Below are 22255 nucleotides of genomic sequence, written 5' to 3' on the forward strand. Positions count from 1 at the left end.
TAGCCGTTTTGTTAGCACGATACTGACTTATCCCCTTTTTTTCATCCAAAAGAGATATAGGGAAAGTGATAGAAGACAAAATGTAAAGATCGGTCCGTAATGTTCAAAAAAGGCCATCCAGTGGTTTAGCGAATCATGTGTCCCTGTCCACACATTGACTGAATCCTCTGGAACATCAAAGTATTGATAGAATATAACCATCAGAACAGCGGCAATCGTACCATGGGCTAACCTCGCCCAGGCGTAGGGTGCGAACCGGATATCGGTATCGGCTAAGATACTGGCGATTTGAGCTTGAATGGACAGCCCGTGAAACCCTAAAATGAAGCTTACAAAAACCAACTGAGCTAATAAAGACGTATTGGTATCGGTCAGTGCTGCAACACCGGTCGTTATTTCGAATAACCCTGCTGTTAAAGGCAGCTGAAATACTTCTGGAATCCCAAACAATGTGAGCAGTAAGGAGGATAAATGAATCACTCCTGTTTGTTTTAACAAGTCTGTCACTACAGAAAATAACATAATAAAGCCGCCGACGAGGATTAATGTCTTGATGGAACGCATCACGGCATCTCCAAGCAGCTGGCCTAAGGGACGGCCATCATTAATCCGTGTATGGTGCAAAATGTGAAGTGCTTCTTTTACCGACTTTTTATGAGAGTGACCAGTCGGCTTGTCTTCACCATAACGATAAAAACGCATGCCAAGACCTACTAGAAAGTTTCCCCCGTAATGAGCAGCCGCGATCATCAAACCCAGCCCTGTATTGCCGAAGAAGGCGCCTGCTACCACTCCGAAGAGGAAAAGTGGACTGGAAGCATTCGTAAACGCGACAAGACGTTCCGCTTCCACCTTCGTGACCTGTCCGTTCTCCCGTAAATCCCTTGTCCATTTTGCTCCCGCCGGATACCCGCTCACCATCCCCATCACCCATACGAATCCCCCGGCTCCTGGCACATTAAATAATGGGCGCATAAATCGTTCGCATAAGGCACCTACCCCGTGTACAACACCGAACCCGAACAGCAATTCAGCAATGATGAAGAAAGGCAGCAAGGATGGAAACACTTTGGTGGCCCATAAGTCCATTCCTCGCAGACTGGCCGATAATACTGTATCAGGATACATAATGAGGGCAATGGTAAAAAAGATAGCCAGGACAGTGAAAGCGACGGTTGTTAATTTAGCTATAGCCATCACACCTTTACACGTCGTTTTCTGTACTTCTAAAATCATACATAGTAAAATGAGTATAGATTTTACATCGTAATGTTTGTCCCCACTTATATGTACGCTCATAAGTAACACAGATATACCATAAAATAGAATCAATCGATTTTCAGGCAAGGAGAGATGTCGTGTGGAGCATCCTAAAATAGGTCTGGCCCTTGGCTCAGGGGGTGCTCGGGGGTTTGCACATTTAGGAGTCCTTAAGGTATTGAGCGAACATGGAATTCCGGTGCATTTGATCGCCGGAAGCAGTATGGGTGCCCTTGTCGGGTCCTTTTATGCAGCGGGACAACGAATTGAAGACTTATATAAGTTAGCCTTCACATTCAAACGGAAGTACTACCTTGATTTCACTGTTCCGAAAATGGGATTTATTCAGGGACGTAGAATTAAGGAGTATATCCGTTTATTTACGTTTGGCAAATCCATTGAACAATTTAATTTGCCCATGTCGATCATTGCGACAGATTTATCAGCAGGAACAAAGAAAGTGTTTCAAAGCGGCCCTGCCAGCGATGCGGTTCGTGCCAGCATAGCGATTCCTGGGATTTTCGTTCCGGAAAAAATTAATGACCGTCTGTATATCGACGGAGGAGTGATTGATCGGGTGCCTGTCTCGGTGGTTAAGCAGATGGGGGCTGACCTGATCATTGCCGTCGATTGCTCTCATTTCGATGCCGATCCAAGCATTCATTCTATTTATGATGTTATTTTCCAGAGTATCGATATTATGCAGGATCAACTTGCGACGGCCATGGGAATCTCCTCAGATGCCGATGTGATGATACGTCCCGAGGTGACCACCTACAGTTCCCGGGCTTTTACCAATATCAAAGAAATTATTGAGGCGGGGGAGGCGGCAGCCACATTGCAGGTCGACGCGATTAAACACAAGATAGCTAATTGGAAGGGGACATCATCATTATGAAATCCAATAAACGAATTATAATAACTGGAATCATTACCATCTTAATCGTCGCATTTCTAGGAGCCTATCGATTACCTTATTACATTTACAAGCCAGGAAATGCGGACGAACTGGACCCTTTTGTTGAAGTGGCTGGAGGATACCAAAGCGATGGGGACATGCATTTAGTTACCGTCCGAGGCGGTCAGGCTACGCCGGTTCAATGGCTGATCGCTAAAGTTAGACCGTTTTATCAAGTGCACCCTCTCGATGAGATCAGGCCGGAGGGCATTTCTGAAGAAGAATACTTTCATGCTCAACTCAGGATGATGGAATCTTCCCAGGAGGCAGCTAAAGTGGTAGCCTATCAAGCAGCTGACAAAGATATTGACATTAATTACGAAGGTGTCTACGTTGTTAATGTGTTAAAAGAAATGCCAGCTTCTGAGCACCTTAAAGCTGGAGATGAAATTGTTAAAGTGGATGGCAAGAAGATTAATGAATCCAGTGAACTAGTTGACTATGTTGGCGGGTTTAGTGAAGGGGAAACCGTTTCGCTTACGATTAAAAGGGGCGGTGAAACGCTGACGAAAGAAATTGAACTTGCTACTTTCCCTGATAATCCGGATAAAGCAGGTGTCGGTATATCGCTCGTAACCGATCGTACGGTGGAGGTAGACCCCAATGTTAAAATAAAAAGCGGTGAAATTGGGGGTCCTAGTGCCGGGTTGATGTTTTCGCTGGAACTTTACGATCAGTTAACTGAACAAGATCTTACAAAAGGCTATCAAATTGCTGGTACAGGTGAAATTAATTATGAAGGTCAGGTAGGTAGAATCGGAGGCATCGGTAAAAAGGTAGTCGCTGCAGACGAGGACGGTTGTGACATCTTCTTCGCCCCGAATGAAGAGGGAAGAGAAGGATCCAATTACGAGATGGCTAAGAAAGCCGCAGAGGAAATCGGAACAGATATGAAAATTGTTCCCGTTGATACATTTCAAGATGCACGTGATTACTTGCAAAAGCTTGAGCCAAAGGAATAGAGAAGTAAAAAGAATGCCGCACATCAGCTTGCGGCATTCTTTTTAGATCCGAATGGGAGGTCCGTACTCTGTTGCTATCTGCCTGATCCTTTCCTTAGCAGGGAGCAGACTGCCCTTTCTTCGAATTCCAGCAGGGGATGAGCCCATTGCTGAGGCTGAGTAAGCAGCGGCACGTCCATGCGCTTTTTTTGTTTATTCAAGTAGGTTTGTCCTGTTTCGTTCATGCCAAGAAAACGCACATAAGGAGCCTGTTCGTTCAAAGAACGATTGGCTTCGTCTTTGGTTAAGCCTGTTAGAATATGGACACAAGTCCGTTGCAATCTTGTCCATGTATAACGTTTCGTTTTAACGGTATCGATGAGCTGATCAAAGCTTGCAGCTCGTTTGGCCGCTTGTTTAAAACGGTGTTCCAGTCCCTCATCCATGCCGTGAATCAACTGTAATTGGTCAGTGGGAAGCGTAAGGATTTTGTATTGCAGCAGTGCAAAATAATGCTCCCAGTCATGCCAGATGCCATAAGTATGCCTGTAGCGGCACAATTCGTCGGCAGTCAGGGCGGGCATAGCCTCGCGTGCCTGATCCGTCATTTTGTGATGGGTCAGCAAGTCCTTGCGTATACTCGTCGCACTAGCGATCGATCCGCCCATCTGTTGGTCGTGGTACTGGCTTCCTGTCCGTTTAATCGTAAGTGGAGTAATTTGTTTGTGACGGGTAAGCATTTGTTTTATGTAGCTGTAGCCCAGGGTGTTATTAGGCTGACCAAGATCGAGGGATTGTAGTCCGATCGCTTTGTAGGCAAGACGAGCTGCTTCCGGATAGGAAAGCCCTTTGTCCATATGGTGGCGTAAACTGCCATGAAATTTTTCGCCGTGCTGCACTAATGTTTCATGCGCAGCTAAGAACGGGGCGATGTCACCATTTTCACTGCCAAAGCAAATGGCATCAACGCCAGCATTAGACAGCGTATCGACCGCACCCTGGCTAAAATAATCACTATGCTGGACGGCAAATAAATAAGGCAGCTCGAGAACTAAATCGGCTCCAGACTGTAATGCGGCTTTGGTTCTATGCCACTTATCGATGATAGCAGGCTCGCCTCGCTGCAGGAAGTTCCCGCTCATCACGGCGATCATACAATCCGCTTCAGCAGCTTGGCGGCTTTGTTCGATATGGTAGGCGTGCCCATTATGAAACGGATTATACTCGACAATGACTCCACAAGATTTCATCGTATGAAAGTCCTCCTTCGTTTAATACTAGAGCATAACGGACCTATTGAATCCATGCTATTTATATCTTATCATGAAGATAGTATAATTAGCCGCTCATTTATTAGTAAAGGATCGGTACACAGGAATGAAATCATACGTGTACGTGTAAAAGGGTGTAAAGAAAATATATTGACAAATCGCTTAAATCCTTTTACAATAACTCTTGTTGCCATGGGGTGATAACTATGAAATTTCCTCTACAAAAACTAAACCAGGCGGGCGATGATCCGTTTGTTTTTGAGGACGATGTAGACATTCGCGAATTAGAGGATATGAATAACGACATTCGCAGGATTTCTCCTGTTCATGTAGAAGGTCAAGCCAGAAGACACGGCGATGACATCTCCGTCACGTTCTCCATTAAAGGCGAAATGGTTTTGGCATGTGCAAGAACATTAGTCGACGTGGAATATCCTTTTCAAATTGAGGCGCGGGAAGAATTCAACCTGTCTCCCTATTACGAAGAGGAAGATGAAAGTGAGATTCACCCGATTAGTGGAGAAATGCTTGACTTAACGCCTTATATCAAGGAAAATGTACTATTAGAGGTTCCAACTCGGGTATTTTCAGATGATCAAGAGGCACATGATCAAGCTCTTACAGAGGGTAAGGGCTGGCAGGTGGTTACAGAGGAACCGGAGGAGAAGAAAGTGGATCCTCGAATGGCTAAGCTGCAATCATTATTGAATGAAGAAGAAAATAACGAATAAGAAAATCATCAAGGTTTTCTCAGTCGTAAATAAAAGGAGGTGTACAACATGGCAGTACCTAAGCGTAAAACATCCAAAAAGGTAAAAAACCAACGTCGTACTCATAAAAAACTTCACGTACCTGGTATGGTAGAATGCCAGAACTGTGGAGAGTATACAAAACCACACCATGTTTGCAAATCTTGTGGACAGTATGATGGAAAGCAAGTGGTTGAACAGTAAGATTTGTTTGGAAGAAGGACCTGAATCTCAGGTCCTTTTTTATGCAAAAAAAGATATTTGCTAATATCATGGACTATATCACACGCAAAGGGAGCAAACGTATGGAACAAGTAACGCTGACTGTACATAATTACGGATGTGCTGTGATTACACTAAATCGTCCGGATAAAATGAATGCGGTTACAAAGCAGATGGCTGAAGAACTCCTGGAGGCCATAGAACAAGCAAGGACCGTCGAACATGTAAAGTGTCTCGTTATCCGCGGCGCAGGGGACCGTGCGTTTTGCACAGGAGGAGACTTAACAGAACTGCATGGAGATTTAACAAGTGAAGAGGCTTATCACGTCCTTTCACCTATGAAACAGGTGCTGCATGAGCTGGTCTGTTTTCCGGTCCCAACCTTCGCATTTCTCAATGGCCAGGCACGCGGCGGAGGGTGCGAGATTGCAACTGCCTGTGACTTTAGATACGGCTTAGCTGATGGAAGCTATGGATTTGTTCAAGGGCAGCTTGGCATCACACCGGGATGGGGTGGCGGTGAGATTTTATATAAGCGGATCTCATCTAATGCTGCTGCCCATTGGTTAATGGATGCTAAGATGTACACGGCAGCCCGGGCCCTTGAGATTGGCTGGTTACATAAGATCGTAGACAAGCAGGACATGGACGAGAAGGAGTTACTTCGTCCTTTTTTAGAAAAATCGCTGGAACAACTGCATGTCTTCAAGCAGCAATACGTGCAAAGGCTGGCTTTAGATGGGTTATCACAGCAAATGGACGAGGAAGTCCAGCAATGTGCCAGACTATGGGAATCTGAGGGGCACGTGGAAGCCGTGAGAAGGTTCACATCTTCCAGAAAAAACTGATAAATACGATTCTATCAACCTCTTCTTTTGCATAACTATAAGCAAACGATAGAGGAGGGATCAAATGGACGCCCCAAGACAAGATGCCTGGAAGGGTGAAGAAGATGTACTTCTAGCCCAAACAGTGCTGCGCTATATCCGGGATGGAAGAACCCAGCTGGAAGCCTTTCAAGAGGTAGCGGAGCAGCTGAAGCGAACCCCCGCTGCGTGTGGGTTTCGATGGAATGCTACAGTAAGAAAGGATTATCAGAAGGACATTCGTGAAGCGAAGCAAAATAGAAAATCCAGATCTGTACTTGCACAAACAGCTTTACAAAGGGAGACGCCCATTTCATTTGATGATGCCATTTCTTTTCTGAAAGAGATGAAAACGAGTCAGCATTCATCGCATGATCATGAACAGCTCCAAAGCCGGCTGCATCAGTTAAATGAAGATAACGTAAAATTAAAGGATCAGCTGAAGGAGCTGGAAGAAGCGTGGAGTGAAATGGAGAAGTTTGTGACCTATGTGAAGAAAAGCAGGCCGCAAACCTACACATAATGAGAGAAAGAAAAGGCCCTACACAGTAATGTAGCGGCCTTGTTTGTTTTATAGAGGATGTTCAAAAAGTCACTAAATGATAAAATGAAACTTCCATCAGCAGGGTTTTTACTAATGGTTCGTTAAGGCCTGCACGACGTGGGTTTCACAGACGTTGCCACAGGACGTGGCGAACTTAGCCTGTGTTCCTTAAAATCGGACATTTACGCACAGTTAACCCCCTGCTAAGATTCTTATTTTCACGAAGATATCTTTGGGGTTTACTGACCGTTAATGCGGGATAAAAGGCGATTTTCTTCTAATTGTCAACCATTGAACACACACACTTATAGAGTCAGACTTCTCTTTCTTTTACACCAGAAGGCATCCAGATCAATGGATTCTCACCAAGGTCCCGTTCGACATCGTAATGAGCTTTTTGGAAGTCCATTTTTTCCCAGAAAGAATGGGATTTAATTCGTGGATTAGTCTTGATAGGTAAGTTAAAGCTCTTCGCGAAATCTACTAATGCTTTTCCATATCCTTGGTTACGATAGTCTGGGAGCACTTCTAATTTCCAAAGCTCCAAGTAGTCCTGTGGAGGATTAAAGTAATGGTCGTATTTAGCGTGTACACGATAAAGACTCATCCTGGCTGCTAAAGCGTTTCCAAAATAGACTCCAAAAAAAGGTGACTCGCTGTCATTCTCCACAATATTGCTCTCAAGATCTTCAAGCATTGTTAATTCCTGATTTCCATATTCCTTAAACCGCTTAAATTCTTCTAATGTTTTATAATTAACTAATAATGGCTGAACTTTTAATTTTGTCATCATGTGGGATTCCCCTTTCAAGATTCTGTATCTACTTCTAATTATAATATAAAAATATTCAGATTGAAATGAATGACACTTATCTTTGCAAAAAGCCGTTCCCTGTTTTAGTGGAAGTTTGCTACAATAAGGAAAAAAGACGCTCTAACGAAATGAGGGAATGCCATGGAAGTGGGAATCATTGGCGGTGGTGCAATTGGGTTACTGATAGCCTCACACTTACATGAAGTACATAAGGTGACCCTATACGTGAAAAGGGAAGAACAGCGTGAGGCTCTAAACAGAAACGGTGTGTTTTGTTCATCGTTACGTCATACTGCCTATGTGGATGTTCAGTTGTTTACAGGTCAGCGAATGGAACATGATCTCGTCATACTTGCTGTTAAACAGCAGTCATTAGGTTCGGTCATCGACAACCTGAGTACAGAAGCTGCATTACTTTTTCTCCAAAATGGGATGGACCACCTCGAACCCATTTCAAATCTATCTAATCCATGCCTGATCGGAATCGTTGAGCATGGGGCTCTCAAGGAAAGGGATACGGATGTTCTTCATACGGGAAAAGGGAAGATCGTGATAGCCGCTCATCATGGTCTGGAAGCGATCGAAGATTGGGCAGCTAGATTATCAACTGCTGAGTTTCCGTTTGTAACGGGACAAGCGTACTTTCCGATTCTGGCTAAAAAACTGGTAGTGAACACGGTCATCAATCCCTTGACAGCTCTTTTCCACGTGAACAATAGGGCGCTTATGGACAACCCTTCAATTCAATCATTAGCTAAACAGCTTTGTAAGGAAGCGTGCCATGTTCTTGATTTGTCCTATTCTGAGCAATGGGAACGGGTTGCGGCTGTTGCATACAATACGGGCGAGAATCAATCGTCGATGCTTCAAGATATTAGGCTCGGAAGGAAAACCGAAGTGGATGCAATTTGTGGGTATATTGTGAAGTCAGCTAAAGGAGAGGCGCCTTTTCATGAGTTTGTAATGGAAGCCATTCATGCACTGGAAATACAATCGGATAGAGGAGAAGCGTTATGACGAATGCTTTCATCTATATGATTGCCGCTTTAGTAACTATGCCGCTGCTATTTTTATGGATTAGTTATTTTATTGCTATGAAATGGCATCGTTCTAAGAAAAAGGCCGTTCGGCAGTGCACGCAGTATACTGTTCCGTTTCTAGTATTAGGTATTCACGTTTTGCTGCTTGTTTTATTTGAGGAGAGTTATTTGTCCTGGATCATAATTTTTTTACTGGTCATTCTAAGCTTGTCTGTTATTATTCAGTATAAAATTTATGAAGAAGTTCAGCTGGGGCGGACATTCAAAGTATTTCTGAGGCTTAGCTTTGTAATGCTGCTGGCCGTGTATATGGGCTTGACGGTGTATGGGCTAGCTGGCAGGATGCTTCTTTGAAGACATTGGTGGGATGCAGAGAAGCCAATCTCTTCCCGATTTTCCGTAGAGATATCTTCTGGAGCAAACAGATTAGGTGAACTATCCGGCGCTTTTTTGTACAATACATAAGGGTACATAACAACCTGAGCATAAAAGGAGAAGTTCATCATGCGAATCGATCCCGTCAAACTAAATCAGAAGAATGTTTTAGTAAACGATTATTTTCATCATTATAAAAATGTGGAAGATAAATTTGAATACAATCCTCATCATGAAGATACCCTACGAAAACGAGCCGATTATGTGCAGGAGCGCACATACAATCGTGATGGCCTGGCTGATACGCTCACAGAGATGAATGAGCAGTGGGGAGCCCCGTCCCGAACCTTTACCTCGATTGAAAAGCTCCGGGATAACAAAACGATGGCTGTAGTGGCTGGTCAGCAGGCCGGGCTGTTGACAGGGCCGCTGTACACGGTTCATAAAATTATTTCAGTGATTCAGCTCGCGAAACAACAGGAGAAGCAGCTTGGAACGCCCGTGGCTCCAGTCTTTTGGATCGCTGGAGAAGACCATGACTTTGCTGAGATTAACCATGTGATGATGAAGAGCGAACAAAGAATGAAGAAAATTCAGCTGCAGCTACAGGCTGACCAGAAAGCTTCGGTGTCAGATCTGCCTTTTGATCGCGAAGCTGTAGATTCCTGGTTACAGAAGGTCTTCGCTGAAGTAAAGGAAACAGAAATCACTCGCGATTTTTATCAAACAGTGGTCAGGCACATGCATCAATCCTCGAGCTATAGCGAGTTCTTTGCGCGTCTGCTCTATCAGCTGTTTAGTGAAGAGGGGTTAATTATCGTTGATGCACATCATCAGAGCATTCGTCAACTGGAATCTGGGTATTTTGAGCAGATGATTGATGAAAATGAAACCATTGCAGCAGGTGTCTCGGCAGCAATTCAGCGAAATAGACAGCAAGGCTATCCAGTGTCATTAGATAGTGAGGCAGACGATGCTCATTTGTTCTACCATCACAGAGGGGAACGAGTTTTGCTTACGAGAAACGAAGAGGGAACCTTTCATGGCAAAAAGAATGAAGTGGAGAAGACAAAAGCCGAACTGCTTCAAATCGCCAGGGAAACACCGTGGCAGTTAAGTAACAATGTGGTTACAAGACCTCTTATGCAGGAATTCTTGTTTCCTGTACTGTCCTTCATTGGCGGCCCAGGTGAAATCAGCTATTGGTCTGTACTCAAACCAGCTTTTCAGGCACTGGAGTTACAAATGCCGCCTGTGTATCCGCGATTATCTTTTACGCTGATTGATCGAAAGGCTGAAGCATCGCTTGCAGAACTGCAGCTGGATGTGAAGCAAGTTCTTGAACGTGGGACTGCGAGTGAGAAGGTGAAGTGGCTGGCGGCAACGAGCAATCCGCCTATTGAACGCATAAGTGAGCAGGTTAAACATGAAATGGAAGACATTCACCAGCCGCTCCGTGAAAAAGCCTCTGAACTCGGGCCTGATCTTGAAGCGCTGGCGGAGAAGAATTTAGGTTATCTCAAGCAAATGGTGGAGTTTTTAGAACATCGTATGCTTCAATCGATTGAAGAAAAATACGAACATGAAATGAAGACATTTAAAGAGCTGGATCTGCTGCTTCACCCCGAAGGAGGATTACAGGAAAGAGTGTGGAGCATTACCCCGTGGGTAAACACATACGGAATGGATGTATTTAAGCGGATCAATGACCATCATCTTTCCTTTACTCACACGCATTACGTGGTGTATGTGTAACGCCCTCCACAATCCCCCACAATGGAATAAGGAAAGAAAAACTTTGAAAATCTTGCCTTCCAGGCAGGATTTTTTTATTATTTAAAGAATGATATAAAAGTAAGTGGTGAAAAGTGGGGCAATGTGGTAGGATGAATGTAGAAGGTGGGGAAGAGTCTATGTTCATGGGCGAATTTCAACATAACATTGATACCAAAGGACGAATTATCGTACCTTCTAAATTTCGTGATGAACTCCAGGACGGCTTTGTGCTGACAAGGGGTTTGGACCAGTGTTTATTTGCCTATCCTATGAATGAGTGGAAGTTGCTTGAAGAGAAACTGAAAAAGCTTCCATTAACGAAGAAAGACGCCCGTGCCTTCACAAGGTTTTTCTTATCGGGGGCTGTTGAATGTGAAGTGGATAAACAGGGAAGAATTAATATCCCTCCACCGCTTCGAAAGCATGCATTGCTCGATAAGGAATGTGTTGTAATTGGTGTTTCTAACCGTATTGAATTCTGGAGTAAGGATCAGTGGGAAACGTATTTCGAAGCATCCGAAGAATCTTTCTCTGAGATTGCAGAAAATATGCTTGATTTTGATATTTGATTGATAGAAGAAACGAGTGAGTACATGTTCGAACATTATAGTGTGTTAAAAGAAGAAACGATTAAAGGGTTACATATCCGGCCGAACGGTGTGTATGTAGATTGTACATTGGGTGGGGGAGGACACTCGGAAGAGATCGCTTCCCGGCTCGGGGAAGGCGGGCAGTTAATCGCCTTTGACCAGGATGAGCATGCACTCGAAGCGGCGCGTGAAAGATTAGCCCCTTATCGTGAACAAATCACCTTTGTTCATGCCAACTTCAGGCAATTGGAAGAGAAAGTGGCAGAACTGGGCTACGACCAGGTGGATGGCATCGTTTATGACCTTGGTGTTTCAAGCCCGCAGCTTGATGTGGCTGAGCGAGGGTTCAGTTATCACAATGATGCTCCTCTTGATATGAGGATGAACCAGTCAGATGAATTATCAGCTTGGCATGTGATTAATGAATGGTCCTATGAGCACCTCGTTCGCATCTTCTTTAAATATGGAGAAGAAAAATTTTCTAAACAGATTGCCAGAAAAATCGAGGCAGCCCGAGAACAGCAGGCGATAGAAACGACAGATCAGCTTGTAGACCTCATTAAAGAAGGGATTCCGGCTCCGGCACGAAGAAAAGGCGGCCACCCTGCTAAACGAGTGTTTCAGGCGATCAGGATTGCTGTCAATGACGAGCTGGGAGCTTTTCAAGATACATTGCATCAGGCAGCCAGAGTGGTAGGGGTGGAAGGACGAATCGCTGTTATCACATTCCATTCACTTGAAGATCGTTTGTGCAAACAAACCTTTAAGAAATGGAGTTCGAACCCACCATTGCCTAAGAATATTCCGGTTATTCCGGAGGACAAGCAGCCTCCGTTTACCTTAATTACAAGAAAACCGATTACAGCTGACAATCATGAGCTTGAAGACAATAGACGGTCGCGATCAGCCAAGCTTCGTGTAGTAGAAAAAGTAAAACCATGGTCAGAAGAATTTAAATTTGAAGAAGGGTGGAAGCAAACATGAGCACTGAAAGAGTAAGAGATTTGCAACAGCCTGTACAAGAACCGAATAAGAAACAGCAGCCTAAAGTAAAAATCCATAAAAAGCAATGGATCAGTACAGGAGAAAAGTTTTTATACAGCGCTTTTACAGGAGTCGTTGTCGCTGCTTCTATCTTTATGGTTAACTTTACCTCTTCGACTGACACCTTAAACCGAAATATTCAGGAACTTGAACAAGAAGTGAAACAGCAGGCAGCACATAATGAAACTCTTGCCTACCAGGTGAAAGAGTTAAGTAACCCGGACCGTATCCTCGAAATTGCCAAAGAACATGGCTTGGATATCCAGAATGCCAAAGTTAAGCAGGCTGGTTACCTAGGAAACTAACTTCATAGAAGGTGGTGTCTTTATGAAAAGTCCCAATACACATAAAGGTGCCGCTTTGTTGATCATTCTCTTTTCAATCATGTTCCTTATTATTGCCGGGCGTTTTCTGTATATTGAAACAACGGCTGAAGTAGAAGGGGTTAACCTGGAAAAATGGGCTGAAAACAGTCGAACAACCTCCTATCAGTTAGACGCAAGCCGCGGTAAAATTTTTGACAAAAATGGAATGGTGCTGGCGTATGACCGTCCCACCTTTCGCTTATATGCCATTGTTGATCCTGCTTTTACAACTAATGAAGAGGATCCTAAACATGTGGATGATATTGAGGAAACAGCATCGAAGCTGGCTCCAATATTAGATATGGATGCTGCAGAGATGGCCGAGACGATGGAGGAAGCTCAGGAGGCTGGAAGATTCCAGGTTGAGTTTGGAAGCAAAGGCCGGGAGATCCCCCGTAAGACTATGAAAAAAATAAAGGAAATGAATTTAAGCGGAATAAAGTTTGATCAAAGATCTAAGCGGTATTATCCAAACGGAAAATTCGCCTCGAACATCATCGGTTTTGCTCAGACGAAAAACGGGCATATCAACGGTGTAACTGGTGTTGAAAAGCAGATGGAGGAATATTTAGAAGGCGAAAAAGGTAAGATTTCTTATAAACGTGATAAATATGGAGTCAAGCTTCTGGATCCGAACGAAATATTGAAGCCGCCGGATGATGGGGAAAGTGTCCATCTCACCATTGACCAGAAGATCCAAACCTTCTTGGAAGATGCGATGACTTCTGTCCAGGAACAGTACAAGCCGAAGAAAATCATGGCAGCTGTCATGGACCCGGATACCGGGCAAATTTTGGCCATGAGTAATCGGCCAAGTTATAACCCGAATGATATTGGTGATGTGGAGAACTGGTACAATGACGTCATTTCCTACCCATTTGAACCAGGATCTACCATGAAAATGTTCACTTGGGCCGCCGCGATTGAAGAAGGGGTCTATAATGGGAAAGAGCAATTTAAATCCGGTTCGTATGATATCGGAGAGGATTACAAAGCCATTCATGATCACAATTACGACGGATGGGGAAAAATCTCATTTAACGAAGGGTTCAGACGTTCCTCTAATGTGGCTGCAGCTATTTTAGCAATGGAAAAGATTGGACCACAGACATTTAGAGAATATCTGTCCGACTTCCATTTTGATCAGAAAACAGGCATTGACCTGCCTGGCGAAGCTAAAGGCAAGATCCTTTACAAGTGGCCGATTGAGAAAGTGACGACATCATTTGGACAGGGTACAACAACGACACCTATCCAATTGATGACAGCCGCTACCTCTATTGCGAATGACGGTAAAATGATGCGTCCGTATGTGCTTTCCAAAATTACCGGAAGTGATTCTGATAAAACGATTAAAATAAGTGAACCTGAAGTGATTGGCGAACCGATCTCTGCTGACACTGCCAAGAAAATGCGTGATTTATTAGGCAGTGTGGTTACAGGCGAACATGGGACAGGGGCACCGTATAAATTAGGTGATTATTCTGTGGCCGGTAAAACCGGTACAGCGCAAATTCCGGGTCCAAATGGCGGGTACATGACTGGAAGAGAGAACTACATCTTCTCATTCCTTGGAATGGCGCCTAAAAAGGATCCTGAACTCCTCATGTATGTGGCTGTACAGCAGCCAGAGCTTGAGCCGACTGAGACTGGGTCTGAGCCTGTGTCTTATATCTTTAATACCGTCATGGAGAACAGCCTGCATTATTTGGATATTAACCCAGACAAGAATAATGACCAGCAGGTTAAGACACAGGAGCTTAAAGATGTGACGAACATGTCCACGAAAGATGCCGTCGCTCAATTGCAAAAAACGTACGAGCATGTCTCCGTAGTTGGGAACGGCGGGAAAGTCGAAGCCACTCTCCCAGAAGCAGGGACGACAACGCTAAATGGCGAGCGTATCATTGTCATTACCGATCAGCCGAAAATGCCTGACCTGACAGGATGGTCATTACGGGATGTTCAAAGGCTGGCAGACTATTTTAATTTAAAAATGGAAACAATGGGCAGTGGATATGTCGTGAAGCAAAGTATCGCAAAAGGTTCAAAACTTAAAGATGATGGTTATCTTGTGGTAGAACTTTCGCCGCCCGAGTAACCCTAAATGAGCAGTGTTCTAATCGTTCTGTGATTGCATATAGTGATACAAGCCTACTCTATCGATTTTAAAGGAGTTATGGATATGAGGAGAGTATCACAAGTAGTCGTCAGAAAACGTTTAGTCACTGTTTTTTTAGTGGGATTACTTATTTTTACAACGATTGCCGGTCGGTTAGGGTATGTTCAATTCGTGCTAAGCGACTTTCTAATCGCTAAGGCCGAGGAATCGTGGGGTCGGGATATTACTTTTGAGCCCGAGCGGGGGAGAATTTTAGGCACGAATGGGAAGGTACTCGTCGGTAACCAATCAGCGCCCACTGTTATGGTCGTACCCAGACAAATTAAAAAACCAGAAGAAACGGCACAAAAACTGGCCAAGATTCTCGATATGAGCGTAGAGAAGGCCTATGAACATGTCACTAACCAAGTATCGATTGAGAGAATCAATCCGGAAGGCCGGAAAATATCTGAAGATCAAGCGGAAGCCATCCAGTCTCTAAACATCCCTGGTGTATATATAGCTGAAGATTCCAAGCGCTATTATCCACATGGTGCTTTTCTTTCGCATGTACTAGGGTTCAGCGGAATTGATAATCAGGGGCTGCTTGGACTGGAAGCCTATTATGATGAGAAACTTAGCGGTGAGAAAGGCGCTCTTTCCTTCTTTTCTGATGCAAAAGGGAAGCGAATGCCTGACATTGCTGATGTGTACAAACCCCCTGTTGATGGGAAGGACCTACGTTTGACCATTGACTATAAGGTGCAGTCGATCATTGAGCGTGAGTTGGATTTAGCTGTTGAGAAGTACAACCCTGACGGTGCCCTGGCTATTGCTGTTGACCCGGACACTGGAAAAGTAATGGCAATGTCATCGCGGCCTAATTTCCATCCAGGCAATTATCAAAATGTTGATCCATCCGTTTACAACCGAAATTTACCGGTCTGGAGTACGTACGAGCCGGGGTCTACTTTCAAGATCATCACACTCGCAGCTGCCCTTGAGGAAGATGTAGTTGATTTACATGACGACCATTACCATGATGACGGGTCTATTAAAGTTGATGGCACTACCCTTCATTGCTGGAAGCGGGGCGGGCATGGCGAACAATCGTATCTTGATGTCGTGCAAAATTCATGTAACCCGGGGTTTGTCACCTTAGGGCAGAAACTAGGCAAAGAAAGCTTATTTGAATACATTAATCGGTTTGGCTTTGGTCAGAAAACAGGGATTGATTTACAAGGTGAAGGAAAAGGGATATTATTCAAACCAGAACGAGTCGGACCTGTTGAATTGGCAACAACCGCTTTCGGTCAAGGTGTTTCTGTTACCCCGATTCAGCAAGTAATGGCTGTAGCGGCCGCCGTAAACGGGGGGTACTATTACGAACCTTATGTGCAGGAAGCGTGGCTCGACCCTGTCAGCGGAGAAGTATTGCAAAAAAATGAACCGGAAATGAAGAGACGTGTCATATCTGGAGAAACGTCGGAGCAAGTACGAAAAGCGCTTGAAAGTGTTGTGGCAAAAGGAACAGGTCGTGGCGCGTATGTAGAGGGCTATCGAGTAGGCGGGAAAACCGGTACCGCCCAGAAAGTGGGAGAGGATGGCCAGTATATGAGCAACAATCATATTGTCTCCTTTATTGGCTTTGCACCTGCTGATGACCCTGAACTCGTCGTTTATCTTGCCATTGATAATCCGAAAAATACAGTGCAGTTTGGGGGCGTAGTTGCGGCTCCGATTGTAGGAAATATCATGGAGGACAGTTTGCGTTCCCTGGGTGTTAAACCAAGAAAAGATGGTTTGGAGAAAGAGTATGCCTGGCCGGAAGAACCACTCGTTGAAGTTCCAGACGTGACTGGCATGGAAAAAGATGAACTGACTCAATTTTTAACAACCCTGAAAATTAAAACTAGTGGGAAAGGTTCAGAAGTTGTTACGCAAGCGCCAGAAGCAGGGGTGAAAGTTCCGAGTGGATCCACTATACGCGTCTACTTGGGCGAGGAATAAGTTGTCAAAATTCATTATAGAACGGTACAGCCGATTATATCTTTGCTATAATGAATGAGAATGTGGGAAAGTTAGGATGATTAGAATGAAGATGAAAGAATTATTAGAAGTTGTTCCATTTTATAAAACCAACCAATCAATTGATACTATTACAATAACCGGTGTCACGATGGATTCAAGAACCGTTTCCCCTGGCGACTTGTTCGTATGTATTCGCGGAGCTGAAACGGATGGTCATGCCTACGTCACATCTGCGATTGATCAAGGAGCAGCGGCGATTGTAGCGGAAGAAGACTTGAATATTGAATTTCCCGTCGTCACTGTAAACGACACGACCAAGGTACTGGCCATGCTGGCAGCAGCCTATTACAACTATCCGACCGAGGGTGTCTACACAATTGGCGTGACAGGTACGAATGGTAAAACGACGATTACGTACTTACTTGATGAAATCTTTCGACTAGAACAGCAAACGACAGCAACTATAGGAACGATCCAAATGAATATAGCGGGGGATGTGTATCCTGTGAAAAACACAACCCCTGACGCTCTCTCATTACAGAGCAGTTTTCGTAAAATGGTTGACCGCGGTGTGGAAACAGCGATTATGGAGGTTTCCTCCCATGCCCTGGATCAGGGGCGCGTCTATGGCTGTGACTTTGATATTGCTATTTTTACAAATTTGAGTCAGGATCATTTAGATTATCATGAAGATATGGATGATTATCTTCGTGCTAAGTCCCTATTGTTTGCACAGCTTGGAAACGGGTATAATGTGGAGCGGGAAAAATTCGCTGTTATTAATATTGATTCGCCTGTGGCACCTAAGCTGATCCGTTCCACGGCTAAACCGACTTTAACTTATGGTATTCATGAACAGGCAGATATTATGGCGGCAAACATCCATCTTCACGAAAAAGGTACTTCATTTACGCTGCAAACCCCTAAAGGGACAGTTGAGATTACAAGTCCATTAATGGGCATGTTCAGTGTTTACAATATGCTGGCAGCTGCCGGAGCGGCTCTTGCTGCTGGAATAAGCTTGCAGACGATCAAGCAATCTTTTGCAGAAACAGAAGGAGTACGCGGCCGTTTTGAACCTGTTCTAGCTGGTCAGGAGTTTGGAGTCGTGGTAGATTATGCCCATACACCGGATTCATTGGAGAACGTGCTGAAAACAATGAAGGAATTTTGTTCTGGGCAAATTCGTGTAGTGGTAGGCTGCGGTGGGGACCGTGATCGGACCAAACGTTCGCTCATGGCCGATGTGGCGATGAAATATGGCGATCATATTATTTTCACATCAGACAATCCACGAACAGAAGAGCCTGAGCGAATCCTCTCTGATATGACAGCACATCTGAACGGCAATTTCGAAGTGGAAGAGGACCGGAAGCAGGCCATTGAACAAGCTATTACGAGCTCAAGTGAAGGAGATATGGTGCTGATTGCCGGCAAGGGTCATGAAACGTATCAGGAAGTCAACGGTGTACGGTATGACTTTGATGACCGGGAAGTGGCCAGGGATATTTTATTGAAAGTAAAAGGGAGTCATTCTTAATGTTCACTGTTGAAGAATTAACAAACGTTTTTCCGAAGTTTAGCGGTAAAACAGAGGCTATTGCGCTAGAGCGCATTATGACAGATACGAGAAAAGAATCGGAACAAAGTCTCTTTGTTCCGATTGTCGGGGAGTCATTTGATGCCCATCATTTTGTATTAGAAGCTATTGAGCAAGGAGCGGTCGCCGCTCTATGGCAGGAAAACTACGAGCTCCCTGAAAACCTGCCGTCAGGGTTTCCGGTATTTTTTGTAAAGGATACAACTGCTGCGCTGCAGCAGGCCGCCAAATATTACTTGGAACAAGTGGCCCCGATTGTTATCGGGATAACGGGCTCAAATGGGAAAACAACCACGAAAGATCTTGTAGCGTCCATCTTGCGAGTCAAGTATAAAACCCATAAAACAGCAGGAAACTATAATAATCATATTGGATTGCCGCTAACTATCCTCGCCATGCCGAAAGATACAGAGGTGGCTGTGCTTGAAATGGGGATGAATCAGGCAGGTGAAATTTCCCTCCTGTCCCAGCTTGCAAAACCAGATCATGTGGTCATTACGAATATTGGTGAATCTCATATCGAATATTTAGGCTCGCGAGAAAATATTAAGCGCGCTAAACTTGAAATTCTCGATGGCTGGAGTGAGCGGGGATTATTTGTCTTTGACGGTGATGAACCGTTGCTTGCTGCTTCATATGGACCCTCTGCAGTATCCTGCGGGTTCTTTGAGAAATCCCGGAAGCAGATTCAGAACGTGGAAATGACTGATCATGACAGCAGCTTTACTTTTGAAGGTATTCACTATCATGTCCCGCTGTCTGGCAGGCATAACGTTAAAAATGCATCATACGTTATAGCCATTGCTACTTTTTTAGGAATGACGCCAGCGGAAATTAATCAAGGGTTTACCCGCTTGGAAATGTCAGGTATGCGTTTTGAGAAACATGCAGGTAAGCAGGGTTCTCTGATTATTAACGATGCTTACAATGCCTCACCCACTTCAATGAAGGCTGTCATTGAAGTAATTTGTCATTTAAAACAGAAAACACATAAAGTACTTGTGCTAGGAGATATGTTTGAGCTGGGGGACCATGCTGATGAATTACATGAAGCCGTCGCTGACGCGATAACCGAACAAATTCAGGCTGTCTATACGATTGGTGATCATGCTGATAAGATTTCAGCAGCGGTCCAGGAACATCATCCAACCATCGAAGCCCAGCATTTTGAAACAAAACAACAATTGAGTGATCAGCTTCAAGATAAACTAACATCAGAGACCGTTGTATTAATTAAAGCTTCACGGGGTATGAAACTTGAAAAGCTAATGAAAGATTTAACGAACTGATGAGCAGGCGATAGCGATCACGATAAAGGGGGAAAAACATGAACGACTACATACTTTTTATAACCATGGCACTAGCTTTCGCTATAACAGTCGTTATATCGCCGATCATTATCCCGTTTTTAAGGCGCCTTAAATTTGGCCAGAAAATCAGGGAAGAGGGTCCACAATCTCATCAGAAGAAATCGGGCACACCTACGATGGGCGGTGTGATGATTCTAATTGCAATCACACTGACTACGCTTATCATCGCTTTCTGGTTTTTACCAGAAGCAGAAGGTGTCAAGGTATTTATTGTGCTGTTTGTCCTACTAGGTTATGGATTATTAGGGTTTCTCGATGATTATATTAAAGTAGCAATGAAACGAAATCTAGGCTTAACCTCTAAACAAAAGATGGTCGGGCAAATTGTGATTGCCATCGTCGTCTATTGGATGTTAAAGCAAAATGACTTCCCCACATACATTACACTCCCTGGAACTTCCCTGGAGTTCGAATTGGGATGGGGATATGGACTATTAATTTTAATCATGCTTGTTGGTGGATCTAATGCTGTTAATTTGACAGATGGCTTAGACGGCCTTCTTGCCGGCACCGCAGCAATTGCTTTTGGAGCATTTGGAATTTTAGCGTGGAATGGCGAAGCTGATACAGTCGTCGCCATCTTTTCGCTTGCTGTAGTCGGAGCACTGTTAGGATTTCTAGTCTTTAACGCCCATCCTGCTAAAGTGTTTATGGGCGATACTGGCTCACTTGCCTTAGGCGGAGCCATTGCGATAATTGCGGTTTTGACTAAACTTGAACTGCTTCTCGTCATCATCGGCGGTGTATTTGTGATTGAAACTCTTTCGGTCATTATTCAAGTCATTTCCTTTAAAACGACGGGCAAGCGAGTATTTAAAATGAGTCCTTTACACCATCATTATGAATTAAAAGGATGGTCAGAGTGGCGTGTTGTCACTACATTCTGGACGGTGGGGCTACTCTTTGCCATACTCGGTATTTATATTGAGGTGATGTTCGGATGAGAAGCTTGGCATCTTTTGTGTATAAGCATGTGTTAGTCTTAGGTCTTGCTAAAAGTGGGACAGCCGCGGCTGAGCTGCTTTTAGACAGCGGGGTTTCGGTAAGGATCAATGATTTAAAAGCGGATGAGGAAAGTGACTTGGTCAAACGGCTCAAAAACAAAGGAGCAGAAGTGATCACTGGAGGTCATCCTCTCCACATACTTGATGATATCGATCTTATCGTTAAGAATCCAGGCATTCGTTATGAAAATCCGGTTGTAGAGGAAGGACTAAAGCGAGGGATTTCTGTCGTCACCGAAATTGAACTGGCGGGTCAGCTTCATCAGGGAGATTTAATTGGCGTCACAGGCTCTAATGGTAAAACAACAACCACGACACTGATTCATGCTTTTTTAGAAGCTGATCAGCAGCCTGTATCAATTGCGGGGAATATTGGTGAAGTAGCCTCTGAGGTTGCTCGTACCACTTCTGAAGAAGAGACTATGGTTATCGAGCTGTCTTCTTTTCAGCTGATGGGAGTGGAGACGTTTAAGCCGAACATCGCTGTCTGGTTGAATTTATTCGAAGCTCATTTGGACTACCATCATACATTGGAGAATTACTTTCGGGCAAAGGCGAATATCATTAGCCAGCAAACGGAAGACGATTATTTAGTTTACAATGCGGATGATGAAGCGATATTGTCATTCCTTCCGGAAGCAGCTGCTGTTCATGTTCCTTTCTCGATCACTGAAAAAGTGAACGGGACATGGGCTGATGACGAGTATATTTACTATAAGGAAGAAAAAGTCATGAAGCGCAGTGAAATTGTCCTGGTGGGTGAACATAATCTGGCCAATATCCTGGCGGCTGTTGCGGCTGTTAAAATAAGAGGCATTTCAAACCAGGCGATACGAACCATTCTGACGAGCTTTGCGGGCGTGACGCATCGGCTGGAATTTGTCACGCGAAAACGAGGCGTTTTATTTTACAATGATTCAAAAGCCACGAATATTTTAGCAACTTCCTATGCGTTAAGATCGTTTGCACAGCCGACAGTATTGTTAGCAGGAGGTCTTGACAGGGGCAACAGTTTCGATGCTCTGGTCCCTTATTTGAATAATGTGAAAGCCATGGTCGTCTTTGGGGAGACACAGGACAAGCTGGCGGAGGCCGCAAAGCAGGCGCAGGTGGAGAACGTCAAAGCGGTTGAAACGATGGATGAAGCCGTGGCTGCCGCGTATCGCTTCACGAATGAAGGGGATGTGGTGCTGTTATCTCCTGCTTGTGCGAGTTGGGATCAATATCGTACATTTGAAGAAAGAGGTCATATGTTTAAACAAGCTGTGCATAAGCTGTAAGTAAGGGGCTTCATGTGACAAGCTTGACAAGCCCTGTTTTCCAAATCATATGGG

The 22255-nt window shown here is 44.3% G+C and carries 21 protein-coding genes; 18 read left to right on the top strand and 3 right to left on the bottom strand.

All coding sequences use genetic code 11. The annotated features are described in order from the left end of the window. Positions 1-27: 27 nt before the first annotated feature. Positions 28-1236 (bottom strand): sporulation integral membrane protein YlbJ, encoded by a 1209-nt coding sequence (ylbJ, locus tag P9989_RS09825; RefSeq protein WP_283078576.1) that lies wholly within the window; start codon positions 1234-1236, stop codon positions 28-30. Positions 1237-1360: 124 nt separating this feature from the next. Here ylbJ and P9989_RS09830 point away from each other — a divergent pair, with 124 nt between their 5' ends. Both P9989_RS09830 and P9989_RS09835 read left to right on the top strand, forming a co-directional pair. Continuing rightward, positions 1361-2158 carry a patatin-like phospholipase family protein gene (locus tag P9989_RS09830; RefSeq protein ID WP_283078577.1) on the top strand — a complete coding sequence of 266 codons (798 nt, stop codon included), beginning with the start codon at positions 1361-1363 and terminating at the stop codon, positions 2156-2158. Continuing rightward, positions 2155-3180, top strand: coding sequence for a SepM family pheromone-processing serine protease (locus P9989_RS09835; RefSeq protein ID WP_283078578.1), 1026 nt, complete (start codon positions 2155-2157; stop codon positions 3178-3180). Before P9989_RS09830 ends, P9989_RS09835 begins: the two co-directional genes overlap by 4 nt. Positions 3181-3254: 74 nt before the next feature. Here P9989_RS09835 and P9989_RS09840 read toward each other — a convergent pair whose 3' ends face one another. Beyond that, positions 3255-4409 (bottom strand): nucleotidyltransferase, encoded by a 1155-nt coding sequence (locus P9989_RS09840; protein ID WP_283078579.1) that lies wholly within the window; start codon positions 4407-4409, stop codon positions 3255-3257. A 227-nt stretch (positions 4410-4636) separates the two neighbouring features. Here P9989_RS09840 and P9989_RS09845 point away from each other — a divergent pair, with 227 nt between their 5' ends. The 4 genes from P9989_RS09845 (at position 4637) to P9989_RS09860 (ending at position 6790) form a co-directional block, all read left to right on the top strand. Further along, positions 4637-5161, top strand: a complete 525-nt coding sequence (locus tag P9989_RS09845) for a YceD family protein (RefSeq protein ID WP_283078580.1) — start codon at positions 4637-4639, stop codon at positions 5159-5161. A 48-nt stretch (positions 5162-5209) separates the two neighbouring features. Further along, on the top strand, positions 5210-5383 hold the full coding sequence (rpmF, locus tag P9989_RS09850; protein ID WP_283078581.1) for a 50S ribosomal protein L32: 174 nt from the start codon (positions 5210-5212) through the stop codon (positions 5381-5383). A 41-nt stretch (positions 5384-5424) separates the two neighbouring features. Beyond that, on the top strand, positions 5425-6249 hold the full coding sequence (locus tag P9989_RS09855; RefSeq protein WP_283078582.1) for an enoyl-CoA hydratase/isomerase family protein: 825 nt from the start codon (positions 5425-5427) through the stop codon (positions 6247-6249). A 64-nt stretch (positions 6250-6313) separates the two neighbouring features. Beyond that, on the top strand, positions 6314-6790 hold the full coding sequence (locus P9989_RS09860; protein WP_283078583.1) for an RsfA family transcriptional regulator: 477 nt from the start codon (positions 6314-6316) through the stop codon (positions 6788-6790). A gap of 334 nt (positions 6791-7124) precedes the next feature. Here the strand turns inward: P9989_RS09860 and P9989_RS09865 are convergent, their stop codons facing one another. Then, positions 7125-7604, bottom strand: a complete 480-nt coding sequence (locus tag P9989_RS09865; protein ID WP_390306803.1) for an N-acetyltransferase — start codon at positions 7602-7604, stop codon at positions 7125-7127. 162 nt (positions 7605-7766) lie between these two features. Here P9989_RS09865 and P9989_RS09870 point away from each other — a divergent pair, with 162 nt between their 5' ends. The 12 genes from P9989_RS09870 (at position 7767) to murD (ending at position 22201) form a co-directional block, all read left to right on the top strand. Beyond that, positions 7767-8642 (top strand): 2-dehydropantoate 2-reductase, encoded by an 876-nt coding sequence (locus P9989_RS09870; RefSeq protein WP_283078584.1) that lies wholly within the window; start codon positions 7767-7769, stop codon positions 8640-8642. Beyond that, positions 8639-9019 (top strand): DUF3397 domain-containing protein, encoded by a 381-nt coding sequence (locus P9989_RS09875; RefSeq protein WP_283078585.1) that lies wholly within the window; start codon positions 8639-8641, stop codon positions 9017-9019. The genes P9989_RS09870 and P9989_RS09875 overlap by 4 nt, the downstream gene beginning before the upstream one ends. A gap of 150 nt (positions 9020-9169) precedes the next feature. Then, positions 9170-10795, top strand: a complete 1626-nt coding sequence (gene bshC / locus P9989_RS09880) for a bacillithiol biosynthesis cysteine-adding enzyme BshC (RefSeq protein WP_283078586.1) — start codon at positions 9170-9172, stop codon at positions 10793-10795. Positions 10796-10953: 158 nt separating this feature from the next. Continuing rightward, complete coding sequence (gene mraZ, locus P9989_RS09885; RefSeq protein ID WP_079530608.1) at positions 10954-11385, top strand: division/cell wall cluster transcriptional repressor MraZ; 432 nt, start codon at positions 10954-10956, stop codon at positions 11383-11385. 24 nt (positions 11386-11409) lie between these two features. Continuing rightward, on the top strand, positions 11410-12390 hold the full coding sequence (gene rsmH, locus P9989_RS09890; RefSeq protein ID WP_283078587.1) for a 16S rRNA (cytosine(1402)-N(4))-methyltransferase RsmH: 981 nt from the start codon (positions 11410-11412) through the stop codon (positions 12388-12390). Beyond that, complete coding sequence (gene ftsL / locus P9989_RS09895) at positions 12387-12755, top strand: cell division protein FtsL (RefSeq protein ID WP_283078588.1); 369 nt, start codon at positions 12387-12389, stop codon at positions 12753-12755. Before rsmH ends, ftsL begins: the two co-directional genes overlap by 4 nt. A 22-nt stretch (positions 12756-12777) precedes the next feature. Next, positions 12778-14916 (top strand): penicillin-binding protein, encoded by a 2139-nt coding sequence (locus P9989_RS09900; protein WP_283078589.1) that lies wholly within the window; start codon positions 12778-12780, stop codon positions 14914-14916. A gap of 84 nt (positions 14917-15000) precedes the next feature. Beyond that, positions 15001-16926, top strand: coding sequence for a stage V sporulation protein D (locus P9989_RS09905; RefSeq protein WP_283078590.1), 1926 nt, complete (start codon positions 15001-15003; stop codon positions 16924-16926). Between the two features lie 85 nt (positions 16927-17011). After that, complete coding sequence (locus P9989_RS09910) at positions 17012-18487, top strand: UDP-N-acetylmuramoyl-L-alanyl-D-glutamate--2,6-diaminopimelate ligase (RefSeq protein WP_283078591.1); 1476 nt, start codon at positions 17012-17014, stop codon at positions 18485-18487. Continuing rightward, positions 18487-19836: a UDP-N-acetylmuramoyl-tripeptide--D-alanyl-D-alanine ligase gene (locus P9989_RS09915; RefSeq protein ID WP_283078592.1), complete on the top strand. Its 1350-nt coding sequence runs from the start codon at positions 18487-18489 to the stop codon at positions 19834-19836. The genes P9989_RS09910 and P9989_RS09915 overlap by 1 nt, the downstream gene beginning before the upstream one ends. Before the next feature lie 38 nt (positions 19837-19874). Continuing rightward, complete coding sequence (gene mraY / locus P9989_RS09920; RefSeq protein ID WP_283078593.1) at positions 19875-20861, top strand: phospho-N-acetylmuramoyl-pentapeptide-transferase; 987 nt, start codon at positions 19875-19877, stop codon at positions 20859-20861. After that, on the top strand, positions 20858-22201 hold the full coding sequence (gene murD / locus P9989_RS09925) for a UDP-N-acetylmuramoyl-L-alanine--D-glutamate ligase (protein WP_283078594.1): 1344 nt from the start codon (positions 20858-20860) through the stop codon (positions 22199-22201). Before mraY ends, murD begins: the two co-directional genes overlap by 4 nt. Positions 22202-22255 lie beyond the last annotated feature (54 nt).

The organism is Halobacillus naozhouensis (assembly GCF_029714185.1).
In the GTDB taxonomy this organism is placed as follows: domain Bacteria; phylum Bacillota; class Bacilli; order Bacillales; family Halobacillaceae; genus Halobacillus_A; species Halobacillus_A naozhouensis.

Coding starts and splice junctions, on each gene's coding strand:
- ylbJ (WP_283078576.1), bottom strand. CDS start 1,236: ATGATTTTAGAAGTACAGAAAACGACGTGTAAAGGTGTGATGGCTATA.
- P9989_RS09835 (WP_283078578.1), top strand. CDS start 2,155: ATGAAATCCAATAAACGAATTATAATAACTGGAATCATTACCATCTTA.
- P9989_RS09840 (WP_283078579.1), bottom strand. CDS start 4,409: ATGAAATCTTGTGGAGTCATTGTCGAGTATAATCCGTTTCATAATGGG.
- P9989_RS09845 (WP_283078580.1), top strand. CDS start 4,637: ATGAAATTTCCTCTACAAAAACTAAACCAGGCGGGCGATGATCCGTTT.
- rpmF (WP_283078581.1), top strand. CDS start 5,210: ATGGCAGTACCTAAGCGTAAAACATCCAAAAAGGTAAAAAACCAACGT.
- P9989_RS09855 (WP_283078582.1), top strand. CDS start 5,425: ATGCAAAAAAAGATATTTGCTAATATCATGGACTATATCACACGCAAA.
- P9989_RS09860 (WP_283078583.1), top strand. CDS start 6,314: ATGGACGCCCCAAGACAAGATGCCTGGAAGGGTGAAGAAGATGTACTT.
- P9989_RS09865 (WP_390306803.1), bottom strand. CDS start 7,604: ATGATGACAAAATTAAAAGTTCAGCCATTATTAGTTAATTATAAAACA.
- P9989_RS09870 (WP_283078584.1), top strand. CDS start 7,767: ATGGAAGTGGGAATCATTGGCGGTGGTGCAATTGGGTTACTGATAGCC.
- P9989_RS09875 (WP_283078585.1), top strand. CDS start 8,639: ATGACGAATGCTTTCATCTATATGATTGCCGCTTTAGTAACTATGCCG.
- bshC (WP_283078586.1), top strand. CDS start 9,170: ATGCGAATCGATCCCGTCAAACTAAATCAGAAGAATGTTTTAGTAAAC.
- mraZ (WP_079530608.1), top strand. CDS start 10,954: ATGTTCATGGGCGAATTTCAACATAACATTGATACCAAAGGACGAATT.
- rsmH (WP_283078587.1), top strand. CDS start 11,410: ATGTTCGAACATTATAGTGTGTTAAAAGAAGAAACGATTAAAGGGTTA.
- ftsL (WP_283078588.1), top strand. CDS start 12,387: ATGAGCACTGAAAGAGTAAGAGATTTGCAACAGCCTGTACAAGAACCG.
- P9989_RS09900 (WP_283078589.1), top strand. CDS start 12,778: ATGAAAAGTCCCAATACACATAAAGGTGCCGCTTTGTTGATCATTCTC.
- P9989_RS09905 (WP_283078590.1), top strand. CDS start 15,001: ATGAGGAGAGTATCACAAGTAGTCGTCAGAAAACGTTTAGTCACTGTT.
- P9989_RS09910 (WP_283078591.1), top strand. CDS start 17,012: ATGAAGATGAAAGAATTATTAGAAGTTGTTCCATTTTATAAAACCAAC.
- P9989_RS09915 (WP_283078592.1), top strand. CDS start 18,487: ATGTTCACTGTTGAAGAATTAACAAACGTTTTTCCGAAGTTTAGCGGT.
- mraY (WP_283078593.1), top strand. CDS start 19,875: ATGAACGACTACATACTTTTTATAACCATGGCACTAGCTTTCGCTATA.
- murD (WP_283078594.1), top strand. CDS start 20,858: ATGAGAAGCTTGGCATCTTTTGTGTATAAGCATGTGTTAGTCTTAGGT.